Source organism: Serratia sp. KH_031 (genome assembly GCF_057839655.1).
The window spans coordinates 2,930,245-2,955,212 of record NZ_CM174496.1 but is presented as its reverse complement, the minus strand read 5'-3'; the positions used below and the strand labels follow the sequence as shown (position 1 = coordinate 2,955,212).

Sequence of the window (24,968 nt, the reverse complement as noted above, 5' to 3'; positions counted from 1 at the left end):
GCGTTCTGATGCCTATTGGTGGCGTTCTGATCCATGTACTCGCCACCAAGCATTTATCTGGGCGCGAAGTATAGCACATACGCACTATACACTCACTCCGCCGTAAACCCTCGCCCAGTACGGGCGGGGATATAAGGCGAAAAGCCCGAATAGCTTTAGGGCTGGCTACTCTGGAGTATTCTGGCTGAGCACGTACGCTTTGAGCGTTTCTATCGTGGCACCACCGGCGCTACAGGCAAAGTAAGAGCGTGACCACAGAAGCCCGGTTTTGCTCTGTATCCTCAAGTGGGTATTTTGCTGTCGAAGCAGGCGCGACGATACCGATTTTAAATTATTGACCATTACGCTGACCGCCAGTTTGGGTGGATATGCTATCAGTAAATGGACGTGATCTCGTTCGCCGTCCATCTCGATAATGTCGCATTCAAGCTTTGCTGCGGCTGAACCAAAAGCCTCACGCAGTTGAGCGATCATCTTTCCGTCAAAGAGCCTGCGGCGATACTTTGTCGTAAAGATCAGATGCACAACCAGCTTGCTGACACTGTGGCGTTTTCGAAGAAAACCCTCAAGGGACTCATGATGATGACTCAATTGATATATCCACTTAACCTGTTAAATATCAATGAGCGCTGATTATGTTAAGAGCAACGAAAGTGCGTATATATCCGACACCAGAACAGGCTGAATATATTAATGCTCAGTTCGGCGCGGTGCGTTTTGCGTACAACAAAGCTCTGCATATCAAAAAACACGCTTATCAGAGACACGGCGTAAGCTTAAATCCGCGTAAAGATCTGAAACCATTGCTGGCGGTAGCAAAAAAATCGCGTAAGTACGGATGGCTCAAAGAATATGATTCTATTGCGTTGCAACAGGCGGTCATTAATCTCGATGTTGCCTTTTCAAACTTCTTTAACCCGAAGCTAAAAGCTCGTTTCCCTGCGTTCAAACGCAAATACGGCAGGCAATCTAGCTATCATTGTGTTGGGATCAAAGTGCTTGATGGTGCGATCAAAATCCCGAAAATCTTGCCGATTGAAGCGCGTTTACATCGTGAAATTACGGGTACGCTGAAAAGTATCACGTTGAGCCGCAGCGCAACGGGCAAATACTACGCCTCGTTACTCTGTGAAGACGGAATAGAAGCGCCAACGAAGCCAGCACTGATATCAAACGTTATGGGTCTGGATATGGGGCTGATGCATTTCGCCATCAAATCGGACGGCAATAAGATTGCCAATCCGCGCCACCTTATCAATGCCAGCCACAACCTGCGCCGGAAGCAGAAAGCGCTTTCCCGTAAGACAAAGGGGAGCGCTAACAGACGTAAAGCCCGCATACAGCTTGCCGCAGTTCACGAACGGGTAGCTAACGCCCGTGCCGACTTTCAACATAAACTATCTCGCGCAATTGTTGACGAAAACCAAGCGGTCATTGTCGAGACGCTAAAAGCGGCAAACATGATGAAAAATCGCAGACTGGCGCGTTCGATAGGGGACGCTGGCTGGGCTGGATTTATCACGAAACTGGAGTACAAAGCCGCAGAGAACGGCGTTCATCTGGTAAAACTGGAACAATGGTTCGCCAGTACGAAAACCTGCCACTGCTGTGGGCATAAGATGCCGGAAATGCCGCTTTACAAACGACACTGGCAATGTCCAGCATGCCACACAGACCATGATCGTGATGTTAACGCCGCGCTGAATATCAAACAGCAGGGCATATTTGAATTACAGGCGGCGGGACTCGTCGTTTCTGCCCATGGAGGCCTGCGTAAATCCGTCTCACAGACGGTTGCGGCCTAAGAAGTGGGAAGCCTTGCTGTTTACGGCGGGGAGCAGTCACGGTAGGAATAATCTTGTCATCATGGCACTGGCAATTAACATTGGCAGTTCACCAGAAGAGAACAAATAGATCGACTCACCATCAATAACGTGGTTATTAGGAATAATCGTCAAGTTATTTCGTTAGGGCGAATAAGTATTCTGTGTGTATGTTCTCACGAGATAAGGTGTTATTTGTTATTGAGAATGAATCCACTCACTCTTTTGAGCTAGTTAGACTAAGCGTAATTGTTTCAATCGTGCATACGTTATGTGACTTAAGGTTGGTGATGTTATTTTTTATAATTAATTTCAATTAGTTGCGACATTTTTGAATCGTTGCTAATATTAATCTGTGTCGTGATTATTTACATAGATTTCACTACCCTAAGGCGTAGGATGTCGTATCATACGGCAACGATTAATGCGTAAATGTTAATTGTCTTGGCGAAATTTTATGCGTGTCTACGCGGATTAATCGCTTCAATGCAAACTAATCGTGAAAAATTAGGCCTGAACCGCAAAGTTAATCGAGGGTGCGTATTATTCTGTATTCATTCTTTGATGAAAACCAAGTAACATCTATTGCGAAAACAACGGTTGATTGCGTTACTCCCCTTTTTTGGAGAATTTTCCTTGATTAGCGTTCTTCTTGTTGATGACCACGAACTGGTGCGCGCAGGGATACGACGCATTCTTGAGGATATCAAAGGTATAAAAGTTGTTGGCGAAGTTCAGTGCGGCGAAGATGCCGTAAAATGGTGCCGCAGCAATACCGTTGATATTGTATTGATGGATATGAATATGCCGGGTATTGGGGGGCTGGAAGCCACCCGTAAGATCGTGCGCTATGCGCCCGATATCAAGGTAATTATGTTGACTATCCATACCGAAAACCCATTGCCTGCTAAGGTGATGCAGGCGGGTGCTGCCGGCTATCTCAGTAAAGGGGCTGCACCGCAGGAGGTTGTTAACGCCATTCGTTCGGTGCATGCAGGGCAGCGTTATATTGCTTCTGATATTGCCCAGCAAATGGCATTGAGCCAATTAGAGCCGCAGACAGAAACGCCATTCAGTAGCCTTTCTGAACGTGAACTTCAGATTATGCTAATGATAACCAAAGGGAAAAAGGTTAATGAGATCTCAGAGCAGCTGAATCTCAGCCCAAAAACGGTGAACAGTTACCGTTATCGTATGTTCAGTAAGCTGAACATTAGCGGTGATGTGGAGCTGACCCATTTGGCGATTCGACATGGATTGTTTAACGCGGAGACGTTGTCGAGCGGTGAATGATCGTTTTGATGCTCAGGGTTTCCTGAAAACTGTAACCAGCCAGCCAGGCGTCTATCGTATGTATGACGCCACTGGCACGGTTATTTATGTCGGCAAAGCCAAAGATCTGAAAAAACGTTTAGCCAGTTATTTTCGGATGCAGGTCAGCAGCCGTAAAACAGAAACACTCGTTAAAAATATCGCACAAATCGATGTTACCGTGACGCATACGGAAACTGAGGCGCTATTGCTGGAACATAATTACATAAAATTATACCAGCCACGCTATAACGTACTGTTGCGTGATGATAAATCTTATCCTCTGATTTTCCTGAGTGCAGACACACACCCACGCTTGACTGTTCATCGTGGTGCTAAACATGCAAAAGGTGAATATTTCGGCCCATTCCCCAACTCTTATGCGGTACGTGAAACGCTAGCACTGTTACAAAAACTGTTTCCGGTACGTCAGTGTGAAAATAGCGTTTATCGCAATCGCTCACGTCCTTGCCTGCAATATCAAATAGGGCGTTGTTCGGGGCCTTGCGTGAGCGGGTTGGTGAGCGATGAGGACTATCAACAACAGGTCGATTACGTACGCTTGTTTCTATCCGGTAAAGACCAACAGGTACTGCATCAATTGATTGCACGGATGGAAAACGCCAGCAAATTGCTGAACTTTGAAGAGGCAGCACGCATTCGCGATCAAATTCAAGCGGTGCGCCGAGTGACTGAACGGCAGTTTGTCTCTGGTGAGAGTGACGATCTGGATGTGATCGGTGTGGCTTTCGATTCCGGAATGGCTTGCCTACACGTGTTGTTTATTCGACAAGGTAAAGTGCTCGGGAGCCGCAGTTACTTCCCGAAAGTGCCGGGAGGAACCGAACTCGCAGAAGTGGTGCAGACTTTTGTTGGTCAGTTTTACTTGCAAGGGAGCCAGGCGCGTACGTTACCGGCAGAGATCTTGTTGGATTTCACTCTACCAGAAAAGGATTTGTTGGCTGAATCGTTATCTGAATTAGCCGGTCGAAAAATCCAAATCCAAAGTAAACCGCGTGGCGATCGCGCGCGTTACTTGAAGTTGGCGCGAACGAATGCCGCGACGGCGTTGACGACTAAACTTTCCCAGCAGTCGACCATTCATCAACGATTGGCTGAATTGGCGAAAGTGTTGAACTTACCGGAAATCAACCGAATGGAATGTTTCGACATCAGCCATACGATGGGGGAACAGACGGTAGCCTCCTGCGTGGTGTTCGACAATAACGGCCCGCTGCGTTCGGAATACCGACGTTACAATATCACTGGCATCACACCCGGTGATGATTATGCGGCGATGGCGCAGGTGCTGAAACGGCGTTATGGTAAGGCTCTAGAAGAAAAGAAAATCCCTGATGTGATTTTTATTGATGGTGGTAAGGGTCAGCTAGGTATGGCTATTGATGTTATCAATGAGTTGAATGTGCCTTGGGATAAAAATAAACCGTTGCTGATCGGCATTGCTAAAGGCGCCGATCGTAAAGCGGGGTTGGAAACCTTGTTCTTTGTACCTGAAGGCGAGGGGATCTCTTTACCATCAGATTCACCCGCGTTGCATGTGATCCAGCATATTCGTGATGATTCACACAATCATGCGATCACAGGGCATCGGCAGAAGAGAGCAAAAGTCAGAAATACCAGTGCCTTGGAGTTGATAGAAGGTGTTGGGCCAAAACGGCGTCAGGTGTTGTTGAAGTATATGGGTGGACTGCAACCCTTACTGAACGCCAGCGTGGAGGAAATTGCAAAAGTGCCGGGTATTTCACAAGCATTGGCAGAAAAGATCTACAATGCATTGAAACACTGAGGGCAATGTAGCAACATACTCTTAATTCACACTCCAGCCAGATAGTTACCGTAGCATATGCAACTGAATATACCGACTTGGCTTACCTTGTTTCGCGTAGTATTGATCCCATTCTTTGTTCTGGCATTTTATCTGCCGTTCACTTGGGCTCCGATGGTTTGTGCCATTATTTTTGTGTTTGCCGCCGTAACCGATTGGTTTGACGGTTTTTTGGCTCGCCGCTGGAAACAAACTACTCGCTTTGGTGCTTTCCTCGATCCAGTCGCTGATAAAGTGATGGTCGCCGTGGCGTTAGTATTAGTGGCCGAGTACTACCACACTTGGTGGATCACTTTGCCAGCCGCAACAATGATCGCACGTGAAATCATAATATCTTCACTGCGTGAATGGATGGCTGAGATTGGTAAACGTAGCAGCGTGGCCGTTTCTTGGATCGGCAAAGTAAAAACCATGGCACAGATGATGTCGCTGGTGGGGCTGTTGTGGCGGCCAGATCGTACAGTCGAGTACGTGGCATTTGCTTTGTTGTACATTGCGGCGGTGCTGACTTTTTGGTCGATGTTCCAATATTTGAACGCGGCACGAAAAGATTTGCTGGAACCATGATCAATACGCTGCAAAAATCGTCAAACAAACGTAATGAGCCAACAATTTTATTGACTCATTACGTCAGGTAAGTAGAATGCATCGCATCAGACGGCAGCGATAAAACGCCGAAAGATAGCAAAAAAATCAGTAAGTTCTGATTAATGCGGGAATAGCTCAGTTGGTAGAGCACGACCTTGCCAAGGTCGGGGTCGCGAGTTCGAGTCTCGTTTCCCGCTCCAAATTTTGAAAAACTGGTGAGTATCACGAGTTTTAGTCTGAAAAGACAAAGAATTGTGGCGCGTTAACAAAGCGGTTATGTAGCGGATTGCAAATCCGTCTAGTCCGGTTCGACTCCGGAACGCGCCTCCAATTTTCCCGAGCCCGGGTGGTGAAATCGGTAGACACAAGGGATTTAAAATCCCTCGGCTTATGGCTGTGCGGGTTCAAGTCCCGCCCCGGGTACCAGGGAAAATAAAAGCAGTATAATCAAAGCAATAGCAGTAATGTCGTAAGCCGCCGAGAGGCGGTTTTTTTGTGCCTGAAAAACAGCAAGTGGCAGCAAAATGGCAGCAGAGTGGCGATGGGATGAGCACGACCGAAAAGTAGACTGATGTGTCAGACTTGTCTGTAAATCATCAGGTTGGGTTGAAGCCGGGTACTCAGTATGGATAATAGCGCCTCTAAGTAATTGGAATGCGCTATTAACTCAGTTGGCAGAGTGATTGGTTTTACATTGGCTTTTTGGCTAAATATTGAAAATTGATAGACGCGGGTTCGAGTCCTGCATAGCGCGCCAGTTTTTCCCTCCTAAAATCATCATCGTTGATCCTTTGCTAAACTGTAATTAGGTAGATTAACTACCCGATAACAGGAGAGTGGTTATGTCCCAGTTAGATCAATTGCAAGAGTTACTGCAACGCGTCGCTGCTCTGGAAGCTAGAGAGAAGGAACTGACCGCCACCTCAAACGCTTATCAGGCGATCATCACCACGATCCTTGGCAATTTGGATCAAACTACCCGTGACAATATTATTACCATGATCGATCAGGCTCATGAGATTGCCTACGCGCGTGCGGCGCACCGTGGTAATGAGGCACAAAAGCAAAAGATCAAGCAGGCGGATGATGTAGCACAGCGGATGTTCATCTTTGCCCAAGGGAAATCGGCTGCACCGCGCTAATCGTACAGGTATAACAGTTGCCACATTTTAATCGTTTAACTGATCTACCTAGGAAAACTGTACTTATGATAATTTGTGGGAAGATTGTTAATATCATGCCCTCGGCATAAGGCGGTAACGATGGACGCGGTGAAAAGCATCTTGCTCAAAGAGATCGAGCAAATTAATCGACAAGAAGGGCGCGACGGTAAACCACGGTTTAACAGTGAATTTGCTCGTACTCATCGTTATCTCTGTCTGGCGATGTTTGCTGGTTATTTCGCTGTGATTGCGGTGATGTACCCAGTGCCTTATATGGGATTCTGGTGGTTCTTGGCGTTTACCGTATTCGTGCTGTTTATGTTTGCGATGTTATTGTTGGAAATTAAACCGGTTTATCGTTTCGAAGATATCGGTGTACTCGATCTACGTGTCTGTTATTACGGTGAATGGTATTTCACACGTGCGTTGTCTTCGGCGGCAGTGACTGAGTTGCTGAATGATTCCACAGTGAGCCAGACGCTAAAAGCACGCATCAAAGAGATTATTGCCAACAAGGGCGAAATCGATTTTTACGATGTTTATGACTTGGCGTACACGAAGCATCAACCCAATACGTCATCATCGGATGCGGTGCTCAACTGAGGGGTTTCCGCTGCTCTACTTGTTGGCTATACTTTGCCTCTGTAGTAAGACCAATCTGAGGATGTTGCGATGAGTGATGATATTTTCGATTTTGATATCGATGCCGAGTTAGCTGAAGCGGAAAAAAAAGCGGCAGAGAAAGCCAAAGAATTGCCTGAAATCTTAGAGGATGAGGCAGATTGCGAAGGGTGCAAAATCTGATCGCAATACCTAATAGAAAAACCGCTGCGGCGGTTTTTTTGATCCTACCTAGTCCAACATGAATCCCCAAAGCAACAAACCAGCGACGAGTGCGAGACTCAAGGTTGAAACGGTAATCAGCACTTTACCTAAAATGTCTTTTTCTTGCGTTGTTTGAGTCACTTTTTACCTACTCATTTGTTTATCCAACAAAAATTCTGTGTGTTACGTCAGCAATGCCTAGATCCAACGAGATAATGACTAACACCATAACGGAAACTATCAGCAGGAAACGGATTCTGCTATTCATGCCGATGTTCAATCCTTTCTCTATGTAAAAAAACTATCATGCTCAATGGCTTCCTCGTGAGTTGAGTGCTAGAGTTTGATAATCACTATCATCTAAGAGCCTTTCTATGCGTATAAGTTCCAAGATTGTTACCCTTGGCATGGCCGCTCTGCTTTCTGCCTGTGCTAGCCAGCCTGAAGTCACCACCGATTACGACCGCAGCGCCAACTTTAGCCAATACCATACCTATGGTTTCGCGGCTGAACAGGAGGGCAGCTATCAGTCGTTGACCGGTAAATACATCAAATCTTCGGTATCTCAAGAATTGGAAAAACGCGGCTATAAACCTAGCGCTACACCAGATCTGCTGGTTTATAGCAGTGTCAATAAACAAGAGAAAGTGCGTGTTGAAAATAACCCGCAACCTGTTGGTATCTATGGTATGCGTTGGGGTGGCTACGCCGGATGGGCGGGATATAACCAATCAGTATGGCCATACACTGAAGGTACGTTGACCGTTGATCTAGTCGATCGCAACAAGAAGCAATTAGTGTGGCGCGGGGCGATCAGCGATACCTTGGATCAGGATAAAAAATCGCTGAATCAAGTCGAAATTCAGCAGGCGGTGGGGCAATTGTTTGCTAAGTACCCATACACCGCCAGCAAGTAAACGTGATTTAATCGGTGTCGATTTTGACACCGATTTTACTGATCTGATCGGCTTCCATCTCAGCGATGGTCCAAGTTAGTCCATCCCATTCCACCTGATCCCCTATGACAGCTTCACCACCAATCAGCTCACTGACAAATTGCCCTAGCGTTTGTTGCTCATCCACATCTGCTTGCAGGTTTAGGCCGTAGATTTGAGAGATATCACACAGGCGAGCATCTGATTGCAAAATAAAGTCACCGAAGAAACGTTCGTCGATCACTACCGCTGGCGCTTGGCTGAACAGTTTGCCCAGATTAGGTAAATCATGTTCATGGCCGATAACACATAGGATGTCTGCTTCACGTAAACGGGTACTACCACTGGGGTGCAACAACTCTTTCCCCCGGAACAGTGCGGCGATATGCGTGCCCTCTGGCATTTTCAACTCACGCAGTGCAGCGCCGACACACCAGTTTTCGCTGGTCAGTTGGTAAACAAACTGCTCCCACTGGTTTTCCGGGTGGATATCCAATCCAACGCGGGAAATCGGCGTCGGTGCAGGTGGAACGACGACTTTTGCCTTCTTGGCCGCAAAAGCCAGCGTTGTGCCTTGTAATAATAAAGAAACTAGCACCACAAAGAAGGCGACGTTGAAGAATAACTGTGCATTCTCTAGACCGGCCATCATTGGGAATACCGCAAGAATCACCGGTACTGCACCGCGCAAACCGACCCATGAGATAAAAGCACGCTCACGTAGGTTAAAATTGCGAAACGGCATTAAACCAATGAATACCGACAGCGGACGTGCAAACAGAATCATCCACAATGACAACAGTAGGGCAGGGATGGCGATTGGCAGCAGCTCGTGCGGATTGAGCAGCAGGCCCAGCACCAAGAACATACCGATCTGGCTTAACCAAGCCATTCCATCAAAGGTTTGCACAATGCCGTGCCGGTTGCGGATCGGGCGGTTACCCAGTAGCAAACCCACCAGATACACCGCTAGAATCCCACTACCATTTAACGCGGTAGTAAGAGCAAAAATCAAAATGCCGCCGCTCACTGCCATTAACGGATAGAGCCCTTCGGCCAGTTTGATGTGGTTAATCAACGTTAGCAGCAACCAACCACCACAAAGGCCAAAAACTAGCCCTAAACCAAATTGTTGAATTAGGTGTAGTGGGAATGTCCAGTCGAGGGTGGTTTCTCCGGCGGCGATCATGGCGATCAGGGAAACCGTTAAAAATACTGCCATCGGATCGTTACTACCCGATTCGATTTCTAGCGTTGCACTGACACGCTCGTTCAGCCCTTTGCCACCTAGTAGCGAAAATACCGCTGCCGCATCAGTCGAACCGATAATCGCACCGATTAGCAGCCCTTGAATCAGATCGAGATTAAACAGCCAAGCCGCAGCCATACCGGTCAACCCTGCGGTGACGGCGACCCCAACGGTTGCCAGCGATAGCGCAGGCCACAATGCGACCCGGAAGGAGCTCACACGAGTCCGCATACCCCCGTCGAGCAGAATGACGGCTAACGCCAAGTTACTGACCAAATACGCCGCTGGATAATTATTAAATACGATACCGCCTGGACCATCGACTCCAGCTAACATCCCGATAGCTAAAAAAATCACTAAGATAGGGATACCAAGGCGTGAAGAGAACGAACTGAGTAAGATACTTGACCCCACCAACACGGCGCCGATGATAAACAAGCTATTGATCGTGCTGGCATCCAAAATAGTACTCTCCTAGGTTGGGGGAAGGTGGGGCGTGACTGGTGAATATAATAGCCTGTTTTATGCGTAAAACGCCAAGGTTGATTGGTGCTCATTTTAGTAATAATGGCGAGATTACCCTTCAATCGAAGTGTAAATGGGTAAAATAGGCTAAAACACGATTTTATTAAGCTTAATCAATTCATTGTAATTGTGCTATTAGCATTAAACCTTATCGCTGATGTGGGTGTTAAACTTGATAAACCATTAAACCCCGCTGAGGAGATTTAATGGTTTGCAGGTATCGTGTTGGTTAATCGTGATCAAGTGACTGCAAGGCGCGTGAGATCAGTTCCTTGGCAAGTTTTCGCTCACCTTCTGAAATGCCATCCAGATTAAGGGTCTTGAGATCATGCACCAACACACTGCGATCTTTTCCACTGATTGATGTGTCGAGTGCTGACAGTAATCGAGCAAGAATTTTCAGTAAGGTGGTGTTTTCTGGTGCAGATTCCTGCGCCGGGGTGTCTTTGTTCGTCATTACTCGTCCTCTCTGTTGTGCGGCAGGGCGAAGGTAAACGCCTCTAGCCTGCAAAGCATGGGGAGTAGTAAGTATATGCGGTTTGAATGATTAGGGGCGAAAGAAAAAATGCCCCCGTGATTTATCGCGATCTACCTGAAAACAGGAAGCGCAACAGTGGGATACGCTGGTGCAGTTCATATAACACAAAGGCTGAGCCGAAAACGAACAGCAGCCCAATCAGGAAGCCGAGCAGGTTATTATCAATAATGGGTGTGATGAATGCCCCATATATCAAGGTTAGTGGATGGTGAACTAAATAAATGAACAGGGATGCACTCACCAAATAATTGATACGCGGCGAGTGATAGTTGAGTAGCGTATGGCCGAATGAAAATACCACGTTAGTCATCAATATCCCGAGCACTGCCCGAATCAGGATTTCGATTTCAAACATAAAATCGTTATGAGCCAACAGTTTCTGATTCAGCATGTAAGCCGCGGTGAGCAGCACAGAACCTATCACTGCATAGGGAGACGGCTTGAGAAAAATCGCTTTGAGCCACGCGTACTTGAAGGCATAGGCACCGAGGATGAAGAATGGCAGATAGAACAGTGTCTCCATCACGACAAAATTAAACAAACCGTTAGAAAGCAGATAAGGGGCAAAGGTCAGGATCACTCGGTGCATTACCGAATAGAGCAAACCATAGGAAAGAAATAACAACGAAAGTTTCCCAAGGCTGTTAGCTGTATTGATCAGTTTGTCGGTCGTCGTTTCTTTTAATTCCTGAATTCTTTGGAACAGATAAAAACAGGTTACGGTGAGCAACACTAAGGTCAATAAAAACCACAAATGGGAAACCAAGTCCCAAATGGTAACATTTACTTTCTGGTAAAGATTAAGTGTGTCCCAACCCTTAAATTTGTCAGTGAAAGACTTCAAAAAGAAAAATTGCGGTAGGGTAATTAATGGAATTGAACTGAGTAGTGGGATCGCCACGCGCTCCAAACGAACCTTAAGCCATTTTTCACGATCGTAACGCAGGTACAACATGTAGGAAAAATAGCCTGAAATCACGAAGAACACCTGCATGCGGAATGCATGGATAAAATCATTCAACACCGTCAAGCTGAAGGACGGGGTCGCGCTGTTCACCGTCCAAGAGTGGCTAGAGTAAATCAGCGAAAGGTGAAAAGGGATGCCGAGTAACATCAAATAGGCTCGAATTGAATCGAGGAAGAACTCGCGCTGGGGGCGTTGATTGGTCATAAGTACCGGTATTTTACAGTTATGCCCTAAATAATTGAGTCAGTGAGGCTTAAATTGCAGATCAAACCCTACTATAGCGAAGCAAACTTTTCCATAAGGTCTTACAATAACGCTTTTTACCGACTGCTTAAACTCTGAGCCATAAACATGAACCATCCATTTATCATGTTGTCGGAAACCTGAGTAATCCATTAATATGGATTGAAATGTTTTACGCACACGAATAGGGGGGGATGTGCTAGTTAATCTTTTATCCGGGCAACCGCGCGCCAAGGGCGTTCGTTGGTTAGGTGCCACTGTATTGTTTACGTTGTTTACTTCGCAGGCGTGGGCCTTTTCCATCGATGATGTTGCCAAACAGGCACAGGATCTGGCAGGAAAAAGCTTTGAAGCCCCGAAGAGCAACCTTCCTTCTCAATTCCGTGATATGAAGTTCGCGGACTACCAACAGATACAGTTCAACCATGATAAAGCTTACTGGAATAAGCTGAAGACCCCATTCAAGCTTGAGTTTTATCATCAAGGGATGTACTTCGACACGCCAGTGAAGATCAACGAAGTCACCTCTACCAGCGTTAAGCAGATCAAATATAGTCCCGACTATTTCAATTTCGGCTCGGTAAATCATGATCCTGATACGGTGAAAAACCTGGGCTTTGCTGGTTTCAAAGTGCTGTATCCGATCAATAGTGCGGACAAAAACGACGAAATCATGAGCATGCTAGGCGCGAGCTATTTCCGCGTGATCGGTAAAGGTCAGGTTTATGGTCTGTCTGCTCGCGGTTTGGCGATCGACACTGCATTACCCTCGGGTGAAGAGTTCCCGCGTTTTCGTGAGTACTGGATTGAACGGCCAAAACCGGGTGACAAACATCTGGTGATTTATGCGCTGTTGGATTCACCGCGTGCTACTGGGGCTTACCGCTTTGTAGTTTATCCAGGGCGTGACTCCACTGTGGACGTCGAATCTAAAGTATTCCTGCGTGACAAAGTGGGCAAACTGGGTATGGCACCGTTGACCAGTATGTTCCTGTTTGGACCGAGCGAGCCATCACCTACGCTGAACTACCGCCCAGCGCTGCATGATTCTAACGGTTTGTCGATTCATGCTGGTAATGGTGAGTGGATCTGGCGTCCGCTGAACAATCCTAAGCACCTGTCCGTTAGTACCTATACTATCGCTAGTCCGAAAGGTTTTGGCTTGTTGCAACGTGGCCGTGACTTTAAGGATTACGAAGATCTGGACGATCGTTACGATCTGCGTCCTAGCGCTTGGATTGAGCCGCGTGGTGATTGGGGCAAAGGCAAAGTTGAGCTGGTGGAGATCCCAACCGCGGATGAAACCAACGACAACATCGTCGCGTTCTGGACACCAGACGTATTGCCGGATGCTAAAACGCCACTGGCGCTGAACTACCGTATCCACTTCACGCGTGATGAAGACAAACTGCATTCTGCGGATATTGCCTATGTTAGCCAGACCCTGCGTTCTACTGGCGATGTAAAGCAATCGAACTTGATCCGTGAGCCGGATGGTAGCGTGGCGTTTATCGTCGATTTCGTTGGCCCGGTACTGAAAAAATTACCTGACAACGCGCCAGTCGCTGCGCAGGTGAGCATGGATGACAACGGTGAATTGGTGGAAAACAACGTTCGCTATAACCCAGTAACCAAAGGTTGGCGTTTGACGCTGCGCCTGAAAGTCAAAGACGACAAGAAGCCGATCGAAATGCGTGCTGCATTGGTCAATGGCGATAAGACCTTGTCGGAAACCTGGAGCTATCAGCTACCTGCCAATGAATAAGACAAATCACACTGCCCAGGATTACCTGGCGGCGATGCCCCTGACTGCGGAGCGGTCGGGGGAGTTCAGTCAATCTGGCGACGATCTGGCGGCTTTACACCGCCAAATGGGCGCGACTGATGCCAATGTCAATAGCCTGTCTGCCGACGATATCGCGCTGGCCTCGGTGAAAACCCGTATTGAAAGCGCTTGGCCGGATGCGGTTAGCGACAACGATTTCGAAAACGATCCTGAAGGGCGTACCATTCTGAAGGCGACGCCGCCGATCAAACGTACCACGATGTTCCCTGAAGCTTGGCGCACCAACCCAGTGGGCCGTTTTTGGGATTCATTGTTGGGGCGTACTCAACCTAATCGCTACGCCACCAAGGAAGAGGCGGATGCCGAAAACCGCTGGCGTGCGGTGGGTTCGATGCGTCGTTACATCTTACTGGTGTTGATGTTGGTGCAAACCGGTATCGCCACTTGGTATATGAAAACTATTCTGCCGTATCAGGGCTGGGCGCTGATCGATCCGTTCTCCATGTGGGATCAGGATCTGATGCAGTCATTCCTGCAACTGCTGCCTTATGTGTTGCAGACCGGTATTTTGATCCTATTTGCCATTCTGTTCTGTTGGGTGTCAGCGGGTTTTTGGACCGCGTTGATGGGCTTCCTGCAACTGCTGATTGGCAAAGATAAATACAGTATTTCCTCAACCATCAAAGGCGATGAGCCAATCAATCCGGCGCATCGCACCGCGTTGATTATGCCAATTTGTAACGAAGACGTTGAGCGAGTTTTTGCTGGCTTGCGTGCGACTTATGAATCGGTTGCTGCCACTGGCCAGTTGGATCATTTTGACGTTTATGTCCTGAGCGACAGTTACGATCCCGATATCTGCGCGGCAGAACAGAAGGCTTGGTTAGAACTGTGCCGTGATGTTGATGGTCATGGGCGTATTTTCTATCGCCGTCGCCGTCGCCGTGTAAAACGTAAAAGCGGCAACATTGATGACTTCTGTCGTCGTTGGGGCGGTGAATACAGCTACATGGTGATTCTGGATGCCGACAGCGTGATGAGCGGTGAGTGTCTCACCGGTCTGGTGCGCCTGATGGAAGCCAATCCAAATGCCGGGATCATCCAGTCTGCGCCGAAAGCGTCAGGTATGGATACGCTGTATGCGCGTTGCCAGCAGTTTGCGACTCGTGTTTATGGGCCGCTGTTCACTGCGGGCTTGCACTTCTGGCAGTTAGGTGAATCCCACTACTGGGGGCATAACGCGATTATCCGCGTGAAACCGTTCATCGAACACTGCGCCTTGGCGCCATTGCCGGGTGAAGGTTCGTTTGCTGGTTCTATCTTGTCGCACGACTTCGTGGAAGCCGCGTTGATGCGCCGTGCTGGTTGGGGGGTGTGGATTGCTTATGACTTACCAGGCAGTTATGAAGAATTACCACCGAACCTGCTGGATGAGCTGAAACGTGACCGTCGTTGGTGTCACGGTAACCTAATGAACTTCCGCTTGTTCTTGGTCAAAGGGATGCACCCGGTACACCGCGCGGTGTTCCTGACCGGCGTGATGTCCTATCTGTCTGCGCCGCTGTGGTTTATGTTCCTAGCGTTATCGACCGCCTTGCAGGTGGTGCATACACTGATGGAACCGCAATACTTCTTACAACCACGGCAGTTATTCCCGGTCTGGCCGCAGTGGCGTCCTGAGTTGGCGATTGCGTTGTTCTCCACCACCTTGGTACTGTTGTTCCTACCGAAGTTGTTGAGCATCGTGCTGATTTGGGCCAAAGGTGCGAAGGAATACGGCGGCGCGATTCGCCTGTTCTTCTCGATGCTGCTGGAAATGCTGTTCTCGGTGCTGTTGGCTCCGGTGCGTATGTTGTTCCATACCGTGTTCGTGGTGAGTGCATTCCTCGGTTGGGAAGTGGTATGGAATTCACCGCAGCGTGACGACGACGATACGCCGTGGGGCGAAGCCTTCAAACGTCACGGTTCGCAAATGCTGTTGGGGCTGGTGTGGGCGGGTGGCATGGCTTGGTTGGATCTGCGCTTCCTGTGGTGGTTATCACCGATTGTGTTCTCGCTGATCTTGTCGCCGTTCGTTTCTGCGCTGTCGAGCCGAGCTACTTTGGGCATCAAGAGTAAACGTGCCAAACTATTCCTGATCCCAGAAGAGTATTCTCCACCGCGTGAATTAGTCGCGACGGAAGAATATTTGCAACTGAACCGTTCGCGCGCTCTGACTCATGGTTTCATGCACGCGGTGGTGAATCCGTCATTTAATGCCTTGGCGACTGCGTTAGCCACTGCGCGTCATCATTTACGAACGACGATTGAACGTAACCGTGAAGAGCGGGTGAACGAGGCGCTAGCGACCAGCCCGGAACAATTGGCTAAAGCTAAACGTCTTGAGCTGTTGAGCGATCCGGTGATGTTGGCTCGTTTGCATCAACGTATCTGGCTACAACCTGAAGGTGCTGCGTGGCGTGAGCATTATCAACAATTGCCACACAATGTGTTAGCTCATCCGGTGGGTCAGCGTTAAAAGCTGAAACACCGAGTTTAAAACGGGGAATACGCATGACGTGTTCCCCGTTTTTTTTCGGCCTTTTGCCTAAAACGGTAGGGTTGAAGTTATGATAAACTGCGCCGCTCATTTCGTAAGCAAGCAGAGAGTGTATTCAGTGAGTATCCCGTTTTTAGCGCGTTTGGTTCTATTGGTTGTCGGTGTGACCGCATTATCTGGCTGTGGCAGCATTATCAGCCGCACCATCCCAGGTGCTGGGCATGGCAATCAATATTATCCCGGCGTGCAATGGGATCTGCGCGATACGCCTTGGCGCTACGTCACGGTGATCGACGTACCGCTATCGATGGTGGTCGATACCTTTATGCTGCCGTTTGATATGCAGCATGGGCCATACGAATAACGTCATAAACTTTGGATGAAATGATGTCGATACCATCCTTGACAGAAATAAAAAACCAGCGCACGGGCGCTGGTTGTAGAACAAACTAAAACGTTAATCAGGCAGCAGTAGCAGGTTTCTGCTCGCTTTTGCCTTGGGTATTTTCCAGCATTTTGCGAATCGGTACGATCAGTAGAGTCAGTACTGCGGCACAAATCAGTAGGGCGATAGAGCAACGTTCGAACAGGTTCGGTAACAGTTCCAATTGGTCGGCTTTAACGTGGCCACCAATCAAACCTGCCGCCAAGTTACCCAGCGCACTGGCGCAGAACCATAACCCCATCATCTGACCACGCATTCTTTCTGGCGCCAGCAAGGTCATGGTCGCCAAACCGATTGGGCTTAAGCACAGTTCACCCAGCGTCAACATTAGGATGCTGCCTACCAGCCACATAGGGGAAACGCCAGTACCCTCGTTAGCCAACACATGTTGTGAAGCCATCATCATCAAGCCAAAGCCCGCAGCGGCAAACAGGATACCAATAACGAACTTGGTGATGCTGCTCAAACGTATGCTGTTACGTGCCATAGCAGGCCATAACCAGCTGAAAATCGGCGCCAACAGGATGATGAACAGGGCGTTGATGGATTGGAACCAAACCGCCGGGATTTCAAAATCACCGATCATACGGTTGGTGTAGTCGTTAGCGAACAGGTTGAATGACGTTGGTTTTTGTTCAAACGCCGACCAGAAGAAGGCGGCAGAAATTAGCAGGATGAAACACACCAGCAGGCGTGCGCGTTCTTTGCGGTTCAAACCAGCGAATACGAACAGATAGATGAAATACAGTGTTACCGATGCGGCAATGACGTACACCAGCATACTGGCGACTTCGACCGGATTGATCACAATCATGCCTTGTGCCACGGCGAACACTAACGCAGCAATGATTACAGCAATGCCGACAATCCAAGCACCGACACCTTTTCTTTTCACCACTGGGGTATTCCAAGTGGAATCCAGACCGACTTCTTTCTCGTAACGCTTCATGGATGGCACGACGAATAGGCGGAAGATCACCAAAGCGACCAACATCCCGATACCACCGATACCAAAGCCCCAGTGCCAGCCGTGGGAACGAATCAACCAGCCGGAAATCAGCGGGGCGATAAAGGAGCCCATGTTGATGCCCATATAAAACAGCGAGAAACCACCGTCACGGCGACTGTCACCTTTTTTATACAGTGTACCGACCATTACCGAGATACAGGTTTTGAACAAACCAGAACCCAGCACGATAAACATCAGGCCAATGAAGAACAGGTTATTGCCCATGATAGCCGAGAGCGCGATAGACAAGTGACCGAGCGCGATCAGGATCGAACCGTACCAAACCGCTTTTTGTTGCCCTAGCCAGTTATCGGCCAGCCAACCGCCCGGTAAAGCGGCCAAATACATGCTACCGGCAAAAATACCGACGATAGCCGACGCGTTTTCACGAGCCAATCCCATACCGCCGTCGTATACCGTGGCGGCCATAAACAGGATCAATAAAGGTCGAATACCGTAGAACGAGAAACGCTCCCACATTTCGGTGAAGAACAATGAACCGAGTGGATAGGGATGGCCGAAGAAGGTTCGGCTTTCTTTCTGAATGTCAGAGGATTGCATAATTGGGTCCCGATAAAATGTGCCGTGTTGATGCAGCTTATTGTGTGGTATGACGTGTATTAAAGATGAGGGAATCGAACAGCGAATTCCCCGACAAAACCTTATCCGTAGCGCCCGTAAATCTTGGATGCGCGCCGAACTTTTTATTCACTTGGCGAGTGATTACATCGCTGGTGATATTATTTAACCATTTGATAACTGGTTGCTGGTTTTGTCTAGTACCTCTACCTCATTTTTTAGACGAAAAGTCGACAAACATCTCCTTTTTCAGTTTTTATAGTGGCAAGGCTGTAAATGCGATTGACAGCGCATTTATTAATCTGAATTGATTAAATTTGTTTAAAAACAAATGACTACCGATGGTTTTTGCCACGACGCTGAACATCGGAGAATTCGCGCATAGTCAGACAAAGAGTGGGGAAAATAGCGTTTTATGGTGAAAAGTGCAAGAAAGAGGGAGAAAGTCTGGTTGTTGTACTGTAAAGCAAGAGGGAAACCCGCGCTCTACGCGCGGGAAATAAAGCATTAATACAGCGAAGGTTCGCCATCTGGACGGGTCTTGAAGCGGCGATGCAGCCACATATATTGGTCTGGTGCCATCAAGATCTCTTTTTCTACTACTTTATTCATAAAGGCCGCGGCGTTGAGTTCATCATCCAGTGGGAAATCTTCCACCGCAGGCTGCATGATCAACTCATAACCTTTGCCATCAGGCAGGCGACGCGGGGTGAACGGGATAATCGCAGGTTTACCCATCCGTGCTAGCACGTAGCTACCGGTGGTGGTCGCCGCTTTATCTACCGCAAATAGTGGCGCAAATACACTGCTACGTGGGCCGTAGTCGTGATCCGGCGCATACCAAATGATGTCACCTTGTTTCAGCGCGCGGATCATCCCTTTGACGTCTTTACGATCCAGCATCGATTTATTAGAGCGCATGCGACCCCAAGTTTGCAGCCAATCCATCAGTTTGTTGTCATGCGGACGATAGACACCAATGCCAGGGTTATGAATACCAAAGATTCGTGCCCCCAATTCCAGTGTCAAGAAGTGCAAACCGATCAGCAAAACGCCTTGGTGATTATCACGGGCTTTTTGGATGTGTTCCAAGCCAGAAACGGTAAACCAGCGCTCAATCCGCCAGTTCGGCCAGAACCAAGCCATACCGGTTTCAAACAGTCCCATGCCAACGGATTCAAAGTTTTTTGCGACCAATGTATCGCGTTCGGCACGCGGCATTTCGGGGAAGCACAGTTCTAGATTGCGCTCGGCAATCTCAACCCGACGTTTCAAAAAACGCATTGAGAGACGCCCAAGCGAAGTACCGAGGCGATAAATAATGGGGTAAGGCAACAACACCAAGAGGTATAACAGACCAATGCCTAACCAGGTAATCCAGTAACGTGGGTGTAATAAAGAGCGATTAAAAGAGGGAACTTGGGTCATGTGTTCTCAGCTTACATGTAGTCATTTAGTCATATTCGCAGATGATTTTCATGGCACTAAACTGACCATGTGATCTTTTTTCTGCCGTTCGTATCCCAGTATTGTGACATTTTTCCAGTACAACAGGAAAATCGGACCGCATTAAAACACCATTTTGTCACATTCAGTCGACTATCGAGTGCTCTAGAAAGCCCAAATGGATCATGGGAAAAGTCTGACTGTTATGTATCATAGCAGCGATATTATTCGGGAGATGATTATGTGGGCTTCATGGTTAAGTGCAGGATTACTGGTGTTCGGCGCGGTGCTGGGAAGCCTAGGTGCACATTGGCAGCATAACCCTCTGTTAGCGACGGCGGGGGTCATTTTACTTGCCGGGATAGTGCTCTCCGGTTTTACCGAGTATCGGCGGCATCAATAGTTGCTAATCGGTAAATGCTGTGTTGCGCAAGGTTTTCGAGTATGATGTGCGCCGCGTTTGGGTCTACGACCTAAACAGTAACAATCAGTCAACTCCAGAAAGACAGGAAAGTACCGCATGCGAGTGTTACATAACCGAATTTCTAATGAGGAACTGAAGGCGCGCATGCTGGCTGAAACCGAGCCGCGTACTACAGTTTCTTTTTACAAATATTTCCACATTGATGATCCTAAAGCCTTCCGCGATAACCTCTATATCCAATTTGAAAAACTGAGTGTGTTTGGCCGCATCTATGTTGCCAAAGAAGGTATCAACGCGCAGGTCAGTGTCCCACAGAACAACTTTGAAGCTTTCAAATCCGCATTGTTTGCCGCCGATCCGGCATTGGACCAAGTTCGCCTGAATATTGCGTTGGAAGATGACGGTAAGTCTTTCTGGGTGCTGCGTCTGAAAGTCCGTGACCGCATTGTAGCGGATGGCATTGATGACGAAACCTTCAACCCGGCGAATGTCGGCGAGTACCTGAAGGCGGATCAGGTCAATGAAATGATCGACGATCCGGATACGCTGTTTGTTGATATGCGTAACCACTATGAATATGAAGTCGGCCATTTCGAAAATGCGATCGAAGTGCCTTCCGACACTTTCCGTGAACAACTGCCGATGGCGGTTGAAATGCTGCAAGACAATAAAGACAAAAATATTGTCATGTATTGCACCGGTGGTATCCGTTGTGAGAAAGCCAGCGCCTATATGCTGCATAACGGTTTTAAGAACGTTTACCACGTTGAAGGCGGCATCATCGAGTATGCGCGTAAAGCGAAAGAGCAGGGATTACCGGTCAAATTTATCGGTAAGAACTTTGTCTTTGATGAGCGCATGGGCGAGCGTATTTCTGACGATGTGATCGCCACTTGTCATCAATGTGGTACCGCTTGCGATAGCCATACCAATTGCTTGAATGATGGTTGCCATTTGCTATTTATTCAATGCCCTATCTGTGCCGCCAAATTTGAAGGCTGCTGTAGCGAGACTTGCCGCGAAGAACTGAAACTGCCGGATGAAGAACAACGTGCGCGCCGTGCTGGGCGTGAGACGGGAATTAAAATCTTCAATAAGTCGAAAGGACTGCTGCAAACTACGATGCACATTCCTGCACCGGAAAAAGGAGAGCGTTCAGAATTCTGTGTCACGTTAAAAGATCATTACAACGTAATCACTTTATCGAGGCGACCTTCAAAATAAATCGCCAACTGGGACAATGTCAAATTCCAGCTCTGGATCGGCATTGTCCATTTTTCCTGCGCATTCATTAACCCCAGATAAAGCAGCTTCAACAGACTGTTTTCGTTAGGGAATGCGCCTTTAGTTTTCGTCAGCTTTCTGAACTGGCGGTGCACTGATTCAATGGCATTCGTGGTGTAAATGACTTTACGGATCGTCGCCGGATACCGGAAGTAATGTGACAAATTCTCCCATTTTCTCCGCCATGACTGGATGACCATCGGGTATTGCTGGCCCCACTTAGCCTCCAGTTCATCCAGCGCCGTTTCTGCTGCTTCTTTCGATACGGCACGATAAACGGGCTTCAAATCGGCCATAAACGCCTTATGGTGCTTGGAGGCGACATATTTAATCGAGTTGCGGATCTGATGGATAACACAGAGCTGGACTTCGGTATCCGGGTAAATACTGTTTATCGCTTCCGGGAACCCCGTCAGACCATCCACACAGGCAATCAGAATGTCGTTCAGGCCACGGTTTTGTAGATCGGTCAGTACTGACAGCCAGAAGTTAGCCCCTTCGTTTTCAGACAGATACAGACCCAGGATCTCTTTTTTGCCTTCCAGATTCAGCGCAAGAACAGTGTACACGGCTTTGCTTTGATAACGCCCGTCTTCGCGGATCTTATAGTGAATCGCATCCAGCCAGACGAAGGGATAAACCGTCTCCAGCGGGCGTTGTTGCCATTGTTGCAACTCAGGAATCACTTTATCGGTGACGGCGCTGATCGTGGCGCTGGAAACACTGAAAGCATACAGGTCTTCAATTTCCTGGCTGATATCCTTGTAACTCATGCCCAGTGCAAACATGCGGATGATCTTGCGCTCAATCTCATCGGAAAGCGTGGTCTGGTGCTTCTTCACGAGTTGAGGCTCAAAAGTACCGTTACGATCGCGGGGCGTGGCGAGTTCAAAGGCACCAGTGGGTGTTTTTAGTGTCTTTTTAGACGAACCATTTTTACGGTTAACGGCAATATCTTGAGCCAGATGAGAGTCGAGTTCAGCGGCCAGAGCAGCTTCGGTTAACTGTTTGATTAATGGCGTTAAGATGCCATCTTTACCTGTCAGTGCCTGACCATCCTGAAGTGCTTTCAGGGCTTTATCGAAATCGAAGGGTTGGGACATGTGTCATTCCTTTTTGTCGGTATTTTACTGGAATGACACAGAATTTCTAACACTCCCGGAAAAAGAGTAGCCAGAATGGGCGCTGCAATCACAGCGCCCTGAATATTATTTCTTCTGTACGCCTTCCACGGAGATAATCAGCTCTGCTTCTTGTGAGGCTGGGCCGAGATCCTTAGTGATGTTGAAGTCTTTCAGCTTGATGTTACCTGTGGCGTTGAAGCCAGCACGGTAACCCCCCCAAGGATCTTTACCTTCACCCATCAACGTTGCTTTCAGTGTGATTGGCTTGGTCACGCCATTCAGCGTCAGATTACCGACGATGGCATAGCCATCACCGTCTTTTTTCACTTCGGTAGAAACAAACTTGGCCTGCTGGTTTTTCTCCACATTCAGGAAATCTTTGCTACGCAGGTGTTTGTCACGTTCCGCGTGGTTAGTATCGACACTGGCGGTATTGATGGTGACGTTTACTTTATCTTTGCTTGGATCTTTCTCGTCAAAGGTGAAAGTCCCATCGAAGTCTTTGAACGTACCGTACACCCAGCTAAAACCTAAATGTTGAATGCGGAAGTTAACGAAGGCGTGTTGCCCTTCCTTGTCGATTGTATAATCAGCAGCGACGGCGGAACCGGCGCTCAGCAGCAGAGCACCTACGGTCAGGCCTAATACGGTCTTTTTCAACATAACTATCTCCATAATTCCAAGAGGTTAATCGGCGCTGCGACCCAGCATCCGTTTCAAAGTGACATCACGATCAATAAAGTGATGTTTAAGTGCAGCCAAACCATGCAATACGGAAAGTACTACCACAGTCCAGGCCAGATAAAGGTGGATTGTTCCTGCGTTGTCAGCCTGATCGGGCAGACCGGTCACGCTAGCGGGTACATTAAACCAACCAAATACACTAATAGGCTGACTATCGGCGGTCGAGATCAAATAACCGCTGATCATGATGGCGAACAAAATGACGTATAGCGCTAAGTGGGCGAGTACCGCACTAATACGAGTGAGGCGGCTGTAACTGGCTAACGGTTTCGGTGGTGGCGAGATAAAACGCCAAATCACCCGTACAACCATCACGGCAAACAGCAAGATGCCGATACTTTTATGAATTTCCGGTGCTTGATGGTACCAAGAATCGTAATAACCCAAGGTTACCATCCATAAACCGAGAGCAAACATGCCGTAAACCGCCAGTGCGACCAGCCAGTGAAGCAAAACTGAGACGTGGCCGAAACGGTCCGCGGTATTTTTCCAGAGCATCTTAGATCCTTAAGTGACTCATTGACTCACTGCATATTTAACATTAAGAAATATAAAATCAACATTAAATTAAAGTGCGTTAATTTTATGTAATATTAATCAGTTAATTTGTGCTTAATCGACAAAGTCAGTCAATTAAATCGTCGTCATCTTGAGTGATTTCAGAAAAGCTTTAGATTTTTACTTGTTGAAATTAAAGTTATTTTGTTTTTTATTGTCAGGATTTGTCATTTTTTGTCAACAGAAAGGGAATTGTTAAAATTAGAGCGAATGACAAGACGAATGATTATTTCTGGTGGTAACACTGTTTGTAGACGGTAATCAGTGCTGGAGTGGCATGAGGAGTGGTGGAGTGGTTGGCGGATAGAAATAGCGCAGCACATTGTACAGCGAGTAAAACTCTAATCGGTTGCGGGCATTAATCTTTTCAGTGATATGCCGCTTGTGTACGTAAACGGTATGTGAGCTGATCTGCAATTTTTTGGCGATGCGGTAGTTTGGCATTTCCGACATCCAATACTTCATCACCGTTAACTCTTGTGGGCTGAATAGCGAGTGTTCTATATGGTTATCCAACTGCATCAGTGGTTCTTCATGCAGAGTTTGTAGCGCTTTTGGCAGGATGGCTTTGCTGAACAGGAAAGTGTTCTCAGTAATGCGCATCGGACTGTCACTGTATGGATACGGCGTGTCAAGGTAGATGAACAAAGTGGTTAACTGGCAAGAGCTCATAAATGTCAGTAATGACGCATCATCTTTGTCATAGCGACAGTAATTCGTCAGGTTCATCAAGATATGGCTAGGTTGGAAACTTTCCAGCAGTGGAATGGCTGATTCAATGTTACGACAGCATTTTACTGTAGCGAGCGCATTGTCAGTGAAGTAGTTGGCGATCCCTAAACGGGTGAAGCAGCATTCGTCCACAGCAAGTAGTTTCATGGTGACGTCCTTGTTGGTAACGCAAACGGATCAAGGCATAGTAATCGTAAAATAAGCCTTACACCTTGTACGATCAATTCGGAAATCCAGACGGGTACCACAGTAATTTCCGTGGCAATATTTTCTGTAGGGTATTAA

General features: G+C 47.8%; 22 protein-coding genes, 4 tRNA genes and 1 pseudogene. 17 read left to right on the top strand and 10 right to left on the bottom strand.

Features of this window, described 5'->3' with window-relative positions:
- Positions 1-165: 165 nt before the first annotated feature.
- On the bottom strand, positions 166-591 hold the full coding sequence (tnpA, locus tag AC3ISQ_RS13325; protein ID WP_489347179.1) for an IS200/IS605 family transposase: 426 nt from the start codon (positions 589-591) through the stop codon (positions 166-168).
- A gap of 44 nt (positions 592-635) precedes the next feature.
- Between tnpA and AC3ISQ_RS13320 the strand changes: the two genes are divergently transcribed.
- The 12 genes from AC3ISQ_RS13320 (at position 636) to AC3ISQ_RS13265 (ending at position 8,473) form a co-directional block, all read left to right on the top strand.
- Entirely contained in the window at positions 636-1,805 is a 1,170-nt protein-coding gene (locus AC3ISQ_RS13320; RefSeq protein WP_489347177.1) for an RNA-guided endonuclease InsQ/TnpB family protein, read from the top strand.
- Between the two features lie 654 nt (positions 1,806-2,459).
- The gene (uvrY, locus tag AC3ISQ_RS13315) at positions 2,460-3,116 is read left to right on the top strand and encodes a UvrY/SirA/GacA family response regulator transcription factor (protein WP_489347175.1); all 657 of its coding nucleotides are present in this window, start codon (positions 2,460-2,462) and stop codon (positions 3,114-3,116) included.
- Positions 3,109-4,941, top strand: coding sequence for an excinuclease ABC subunit UvrC (gene uvrC / locus AC3ISQ_RS13310; protein WP_489347173.1), 1,833 nt, complete (start codon positions 3,109-3,111; stop codon positions 4,939-4,941). The genes uvrY and uvrC overlap by 8 nt, the downstream gene beginning before the upstream one ends.
- A 57-nt stretch (positions 4,942-4,998) precedes the next feature.
- Positions 4,999-5,547 carry a CDP-diacylglycerol--glycerol-3-phosphate 3-phosphatidyltransferase gene (gene pgsA, locus AC3ISQ_RS13305; RefSeq protein ID WP_489347171.1) on the top strand — a complete coding sequence of 183 codons (549 nt, stop codon included), beginning with the start codon at positions 4,999-5,001 and terminating at the stop codon, positions 5,545-5,547.
- 145 nt (positions 5,548-5,692) lie between these two features.
- A tRNA-Gly gene (locus tag AC3ISQ_RS13300) sits at positions 5,693-5,768 on the top strand.
- A 56-nt stretch (positions 5,769-5,824) separates the two neighbouring features.
- Positions 5,825-5,898: transfer RNA gene (locus AC3ISQ_RS13295), tRNA-Cys, on the top strand.
- Positions 5,899-5,908: 10 nt separating this feature from the next.
- Positions 5,909-5,994: transfer RNA gene (locus tag AC3ISQ_RS13290), tRNA-Leu, on the top strand.
- A 230-nt stretch (positions 5,995-6,224) separates the two neighbouring features.
- Positions 6,225-6,325 (top strand) — tRNA-OTHER (locus AC3ISQ_RS13285).
- An 85-nt stretch (positions 6,326-6,410) separates the two neighbouring features.
- Complete coding sequence (locus AC3ISQ_RS13280) at positions 6,411-6,710, top strand: sigma-S stabilization anti-adapter protein IraP (RefSeq protein ID WP_489347170.1); 300 nt, start codon at positions 6,411-6,413, stop codon at positions 6,708-6,710.
- Between the two features lie 120 nt (positions 6,711-6,830).
- Entirely contained in the window at positions 6,831-7,334 is a 504-nt protein-coding gene (locus tag AC3ISQ_RS13275; RefSeq protein ID WP_489347168.1) for a YlaC family protein, read from the top strand.
- A 69-nt stretch (positions 7,335-7,403) separates the two neighbouring features.
- On the top strand, positions 7,404-7,535 hold the full coding sequence (locus AC3ISQ_RS13270) for a hypothetical protein (RefSeq protein WP_489347166.1): 132 nt from the start codon (positions 7,404-7,406) through the stop codon (positions 7,533-7,535).
- Positions 7,536-7,930: 395 nt separating this feature from the next.
- Positions 7,931-8,473 carry a DUF4136 domain-containing protein gene (locus AC3ISQ_RS13265; RefSeq protein ID WP_489347164.1) on the top strand — a complete coding sequence of 181 codons (543 nt, stop codon included), beginning with the start codon at positions 7,931-7,933 and terminating at the stop codon, positions 8,471-8,473.
- A gap of 7 nt (positions 8,474-8,480) precedes the next feature.
- On the opposite strand, the gene AC3ISQ_RS13260 is transcribed toward AC3ISQ_RS13265, so the two are convergent.
- The 3 genes from AC3ISQ_RS13260 to mdoC form a co-directional block, all read right to left on the bottom strand.
- A complete protein-coding gene (locus tag AC3ISQ_RS13260; RefSeq protein WP_489347162.1) occupies positions 8,481-10,202 on the bottom strand; it encodes a potassium/proton antiporter in 1,722 nt (573 codons plus the stop codon).
- Between the two features lie 292 nt (positions 10,203-10,494).
- Positions 10,495-10,722, bottom strand: a complete 228-nt coding sequence (locus AC3ISQ_RS13255; RefSeq protein WP_489347160.1) for a hypothetical protein — start codon at positions 10,720-10,722, stop codon at positions 10,495-10,497.
- Between the two features lie 121 nt (positions 10,723-10,843).
- Positions 10,844-11,974, bottom strand: coding sequence for a glucans biosynthesis protein MdoC (gene mdoC, locus AC3ISQ_RS13250; protein WP_489347158.1), 1,131 nt, complete (start codon positions 11,972-11,974; stop codon positions 10,844-10,846).
- A gap of 235 nt (positions 11,975-12,209) precedes the next feature.
- Between mdoC and mdoG the strand changes: the two genes are divergently transcribed.
- From mdoG to AC3ISQ_RS13235, 3 genes are all read left to right on the top strand, one after another.
- Positions 12,210-13,778, top strand: a complete 1,569-nt coding sequence (mdoG, locus tag AC3ISQ_RS13245; protein ID WP_489347156.1) for a glucans biosynthesis protein MdoG — start codon at positions 12,210-12,212, stop codon at positions 13,776-13,778.
- A complete protein-coding gene (mdoH, locus tag AC3ISQ_RS13240) occupies positions 13,771-16,317 on the top strand; it encodes a glucans biosynthesis glucosyltransferase MdoH (RefSeq protein WP_489347154.1) in 2,547 nt (848 codons plus the stop codon). Before mdoG ends, mdoH begins: the two co-directional genes overlap by 8 nt.
- Before the next feature lie 91 nt (positions 16,318-16,408).
- Positions 16,409-16,702 carry a YceK/YidQ family lipoprotein gene (locus tag AC3ISQ_RS13235; RefSeq protein ID WP_489347152.1) on the top strand — a complete coding sequence of 98 codons (294 nt, stop codon included), beginning with the start codon at positions 16,409-16,411 and terminating at the stop codon, positions 16,700-16,702.
- Positions 16,703-16,799: 97 nt separating this feature from the next.
- On the opposite strand, the gene AC3ISQ_RS13230 is transcribed toward AC3ISQ_RS13235, so the two are convergent.
- Complete coding sequence (locus AC3ISQ_RS13230) at positions 16,800-18,353, bottom strand: peptide MFS transporter (protein ID WP_489347150.1); 1,554 nt, start codon at positions 18,351-18,353, stop codon at positions 16,800-16,802.
- A gap of 525 nt (positions 18,354-18,878) precedes the next feature.
- On the bottom strand, positions 18,879-19,799 hold the full coding sequence (locus tag AC3ISQ_RS13225; RefSeq protein ID WP_489347149.1) for a Kdo(2)-lipid IV(A) acyltransferase: 921 nt from the start codon (positions 19,797-19,799) through the stop codon (positions 18,879-18,881).
- A 259-nt stretch (positions 19,800-20,058) separates the two neighbouring features.
- Between AC3ISQ_RS13225 and AC3ISQ_RS13220 the strand changes: the two genes are divergently transcribed.
- Positions 20,059-20,220, top strand: a complete 162-nt coding sequence (locus AC3ISQ_RS13220) for a histidine kinase (RefSeq protein WP_489347147.1) — start codon at positions 20,059-20,061, stop codon at positions 20,218-20,220.
- Positions 20,221-20,337: 117 nt separating this feature from the next.
- Positions 20,338-21,387 (top strand): annotated as a pseudogene (gene trhO, locus AC3ISQ_RS13215) (oxygen-dependent tRNA uridine(34) hydroxylase TrhO); the annotation flags it as partial.
- A 38-nt stretch (positions 21,388-21,425) separates the two neighbouring features.
- Here the strand turns inward: trhO and AC3ISQ_RS13210 are convergent.
- The 4 genes from AC3ISQ_RS13210 to AC3ISQ_RS13195 all read right to left on the bottom strand — a co-directional run bounded on the left by AC3ISQ_RS13210 (position 21,426) and on the right by AC3ISQ_RS13195 (position 24,830).
- On the bottom strand, positions 21,426-22,628 hold the full coding sequence (locus tag AC3ISQ_RS13210; RefSeq protein ID WP_489347145.1) for an IS256 family transposase: 1,203 nt from the start codon (positions 22,626-22,628) through the stop codon (positions 21,426-21,428).
- 105 nt (positions 22,629-22,733) lie between these two features.
- Positions 22,734-23,312, bottom strand: coding sequence for a YceI family protein (locus AC3ISQ_RS13205; RefSeq protein ID WP_489347143.1), 579 nt, complete (start codon positions 23,310-23,312; stop codon positions 22,734-22,736).
- Between the two features lie 24 nt (positions 23,313-23,336).
- Positions 23,337-23,891 carry a cytochrome b gene (locus tag AC3ISQ_RS13200; protein WP_489347141.1) on the bottom strand — a complete coding sequence of 185 codons (555 nt, stop codon included), beginning with the start codon at positions 23,889-23,891 and terminating at the stop codon, positions 23,337-23,339.
- 321 nt (positions 23,892-24,212) lie between these two features.
- A complete protein-coding gene (locus AC3ISQ_RS13195; RefSeq protein ID WP_489347139.1) occupies positions 24,213-24,830 on the bottom strand; it encodes a response regulator transcription factor in 618 nt (205 codons plus the stop codon).
- Positions 24,831-24,968: the final 138 nt, after the last annotated feature.